This window comes from Phytoactinopolyspora endophytica (genome assembly GCF_004138495.1).
GTDB lineage: Bacteria > Actinomycetota > Actinomycetes > Jiangellales > Jiangellaceae > Phytoactinopolyspora > Phytoactinopolyspora endophytica.
In genome coordinates this window covers 98,006-101,553 of record NZ_ML142872.1, presented here as the reverse complement: position 1 = coordinate 101,553, position 3,548 = coordinate 98,006, and the positions used below count along the sequence as shown (strand labels likewise).

General features: G+C 66.9%; 4 protein-coding genes and 1 pseudogene. 2 read left to right on the top strand and 3 right to left on the bottom strand.

Going from position 1 to position 3,548, the window contains the following annotated elements; genetic code table 11:
- Window positions 1–153: 153 nt before the first annotated feature.
- A complete protein-coding gene (locus ELR45_RS31100) occupies window positions 154–483 on the top strand; it encodes an STAS domain-containing protein (RefSeq protein WP_129669743.1) in 330 nt (109 codons plus the stop codon).
- Window positions 484–510: 27 nt separating this feature from the next.
- On the opposite strand, the gene ELR45_RS31095 is transcribed toward ELR45_RS31100, so the two are convergent.
- Window positions 511–1,446, bottom strand: coding sequence for an NAD-dependent epimerase/dehydratase family protein (locus tag ELR45_RS31095; RefSeq protein ID WP_129669742.1), 936 nt, complete (start codon window positions 1,444–1,446; stop codon window positions 511–513).
- Window positions 1,447–1,651: 205 nt separating this feature from the next.
- Between ELR45_RS31095 and ELR45_RS31090 the strand changes: the two genes are divergently transcribed.
- On the top strand, window positions 1,652–2,563 hold the full coding sequence (locus tag ELR45_RS31090; protein WP_129669741.1) for an RNA polymerase sigma-70 factor: 912 nt from the start codon (window positions 1,652–1,654) through the stop codon (window positions 2,561–2,563).
- Here ELR45_RS31090 and ELR45_RS31085 read toward each other — a convergent pair.
- Together ELR45_RS31085 and ELR45_RS39800 are read right to left on the bottom strand one after the other, a co-directional pair.
- The gene (locus tag ELR45_RS31085; RefSeq protein WP_129669740.1) at window positions 2,560–3,330 is read right to left on the bottom strand and encodes a type III pantothenate kinase; all 771 of its coding nucleotides are present in this window, start codon (window positions 3,328–3,330) and stop codon (window positions 2,560–2,562) included. The two genes, ELR45_RS31090 and ELR45_RS31085, sit on opposite strands and share 4 nt — an antisense overlap.
- Before the next feature lie 13 nt (window positions 3,331–3,343).
- A pseudogene (locus tag ELR45_RS39800) lies at window positions 3,344–3,548 on the bottom strand (hypothetical protein); the annotation flags it as partial.

Genomic DNA, 3,548 nt, shown 5'->3' with positions numbered 1-3,548 from the left:
GAGGAACGAGGCCTGCCCGCGTAGCGAACGAACCGAGGAGCGCGACCAAACAACCCGAGCGGTCGACGAGGTGAGTGAGCGCAGCGGCCACCCGCGGGCATCCATTGTCCGTGCGGGGCATACGTGTCAACCTTGAGCCAGGAGGTGAGGGCGATGAGCGGTGTAGACGTCGTCGACCGAGGCGGCCGCGAGATCGTCGTGTTCCTGTCCGGAGACATCGACGGCACCTTGACTGAGCAGTTGCATGATGCCGTCGACCGGGTGGCCACTCTGGAACGCATCGGCGGCCTGCAACATGCCATCGTCGACATGCATCGGGTGACCGAGTTGGACGACGCGGGTGTGGCGTTCCTGCACGAGCTGACGGAACGAGGCCGCGCCGCCGGCTTCACCGTCTCGTTCGCCTCGATGACCGGCCCAGCCCACCGGGCTGTCGAAGCGGCGGGCTGGACATTCTTCGAGCCGAGCCCGCCGCTGCGCTGAGGCTCTCGTTCCGCCTCTTCCACCGTCTCAGGCCAGGGTGCGGAACCCCTGCTTCCAGGATGGATAGGTCGGCGCCCAGTCAAGTTCGCGCTTCGCTTTGGCGTTGGACGACCCGCGCGTCGTCGTCATCGTCGCCACGCCGAACTCACCCAGCATCGGCTTGACCAGCCAGGCCGGCACGCGAGCCGGCCGCTTCGCACCGATCGCCTCGGCCAGATAGGGCAGCCACTCGGTAACCGGGGCAGGCTCGTCGTCGACGATGTTGTAGATGCCCGGCCGTCCCCGCTCGACCGCTGCCACCGTCGCCGCGGCCGCATCGGCGACATGGACGAACGAGAAGACACCGGTCCCGCCACCCACCACAGGCATCTTGCGCTTCGCGACCGTCTCGATCATCTCTCCGCCGGGCCCGAACGCGGTCCCTGGACCGTAGAGGACTCCGTAACGCAGAACCACACCTTCGAGATCAGCGGCACCGGTCACCGCGGACTCAGTGTGCCGAATCGCCTCCAGCGACTTCACCGACGCAGGCGCGGGATGCTGATCCAGTGGATCGTCCTCGTCCTTGACCCAGCCACCGGTACGCGCGTTCGGCCATCCGGTGAAGCTTTGGGCGATGAACCGACGGACTCCCGCGGCCTGCGCCGCCTCCACCAGGTAGTCGACTCCCTCGGTTCGCAGTCGGTTCGTCGTCGCGTAACTCTCGTCGAACTTTTTGAAATCGGTGGCACCGATGGCGGTCAGCTGATGAATGACGACATCCGGCCGGAACCGGCTCACCGCCTCCACGACGGCCTCCCTGTCAAGTGCGTCGACGACGACGGCCTCGGCGCCCGCCAGACGCACCTGCTCGGCCTTCGCCGAACTGCGTGTCGTGCCGGCGACGTCGTGGCCGGCCTTCACCAGGGCCGGTAACAGGCCGCGCCCGATCACACCGGACGCTCCCGCAACAAAGATCCTCATCTTGACTCCCTTCTCTGCCCCGAACGACGAGACAACAAGGCCTTCTGTGACAGCTCGCCGGAAAACGTGAACGGGGTGCCGGCACGAAAGCCGGGACGATCGCGCGGCTGTCTCGCGACGGTCACGCGGCGCTCGTGCGGGAATGGTGGTCATCCGTGCGGCCACAGGTCTCGCCGTCGACCGATCGGCATGGTTGTATCGGCACATGAGCGCACTCCAGCACGACCTGCTGCGGCCGCTGATGTTCTCCATCGCGTACCGGATGCTCGGCAGCGTCGCCGAGGCCGAGGATGTGGTTCAGGACGCGTTCCTCCGGATGCACAAGAGCGAGCTGGATGGCCTCACCATCGACTCGCCGGACGCATTCGCGACGACTGTCACCACCCGGCTCGCCATCGACGCCCTCCGCTCGGCGCGGGTGCGACGGGAGCAGTACGTCGGGCCGTGGCTCCCCGAACCTCTCGTCGTCTCCGACGATGCCGACCCGGCCCACCGGCTCGAAACCGACGAGACCGTGTCGACCGCCTTTCTCGTGCTTCTGGAGACCTTGTCGCCCGTCGAGCGTGCCGTCTTCCTGCTGCGCGAGGTCTTCGGTTACGGCTATGACGAGATCGCGAGCATCGTAGAGAAGAGCGAGGCCAACTGCCGGCAGATCCTGGCGCGGGCCAAACGGGCGGTCGACGAGCGACGCCCCCGCTTCGATCCGGACCTGACGCAGCAAGCCGAGCTGTCCAGGCGGTTCCTGGCTGCTGCCCAGGAGGGCAATATGGCCGCTTTGACACAGCTCCTCGCCGACGATGTGGTCCTCGTCGGCGATGGCGGCGGCAAGGCGCCGGCCATACAGAAGCCCATGCAGGGCGCAGTGCAGGTCATGCGCTTCATGCACGGTCTGGCGAAGCAGGCGATACGCACGGGCATGCGGGTAGAGCACGTCGCGGCGAACGGCATGCAAGCCTGGCAGGTCCGCGGCGCCGGCGGCGAAATCCTGGCGGTCATGACCATGGAGTTCGAAGACGGCCAGATCCATACCCTGCACAACCAGCTGAACCCGGACAAGCTCCAGCATCTCGGCCCCACCGGGGACCTCAACGCCATCCTCGGTCGCACGCCGCCCTAGAGATTGCGCTCGAAGACCAGGCTGAGGCCGATCAATGTCAGCCACGGCTCATGGTGGGTGATAGTGGTCGCTTCGCTGATCACCATCGGTGCCAGCCCGCCGGTGGCGATGACCGGAAACTCGCCGAGCGGAACGCCGATCTCGGCGGCCATCCGGGTGACGATGCCGTCCACCTGCCCGCTGAAGCCGTACAACGCGCCGGACTGCAGTGCCTCAACGGTGTTCTTCGCGATGACCGAGCGCGGACGTGACAGCTCCACGCTCCTCAGCTGGGCCCCGGCGTGGCCGAGCGCGTCGAGCGAGACCTCGATGCCGGGAGCTATCGCATTTCCGAGATACTCGCCCCGCATCGACACGGCGTCGAAGATAGTCGCCGTGCCGAAGTCCACGATGATGCACGGCCCGCCGAACCGGCGGATCGCCGCCAATGCGTTGACCACCCGGTCCGTTCCCACTTCGCGCGGGTTGTCGGTCAGTACCGGCACACCGGTGCGGACACCCGGCTCCACGAGAAGCGCGCGCACTCCGGCGTAGTAGCGGCTGACCAATGTCCGTATCGTCCGCAGCACCGCGGGGACCGTCGAGCAGACCACGATGCCGTGCACGCCGTTGTCGTAGCCGCCCGAGAACAGCCCGCGCAGCAGCGCCATCAGCTCATCCGCGGTGCGATTCGGGACGGTGGACACACGCCAGTGGTGCACTACCTCTTGGCCGTCGAGAAGTCCGATGACAGTCTCGGTGTTGCCGACGTCGATGGTCAACAGCATGGGCGCCAGGCACCTACCCGATCACGGGGTTCTCGGTGGTCTCGACATCCTGCAGGCGGGCGCCGCCACCACGTTGATCCACCCACGCCTTCGCGCCGTCCCCGGAGTCCTGGGTGTCCCCGGCCTCGTTGATGTCCAAGCCGAGATCGAGAGCCGTCACGGAGTGTGTCAGGGATCCGACGGAAAGGTAGTCGACGCCCGCATCGGCGTACGCGCGC

What these genes read in the sequence shown, in the direction of transcription:
- ELR45_RS31090 (WP_129669741.1), top strand. Translation starts at nt 1,652, where the DNA reads ATGAGCGCACTCCAGCACGACCTGCTGCGGCCGCTGATGTTCTCCATC.
- ELR45_RS31095 (WP_129669742.1), bottom strand. Translation starts at nt 1,446, where the DNA reads ATGAGGATCTTTGTTGCGGGAGCGTCCGGTGTGATCGGGCGCGGCCTG.
- ELR45_RS31085 (WP_129669740.1), bottom strand. Translation starts at nt 3,330, where the DNA reads ATGCTGTTGACCATCGACGTCGGCAACACCGAGACTGTCATCGGACTT.
- ELR45_RS31100 (WP_129669743.1), top strand. Translation starts at nt 154, where the DNA reads ATGAGCGGTGTAGACGTCGTCGACCGAGGCGGCCGCGAGATCGTCGTG.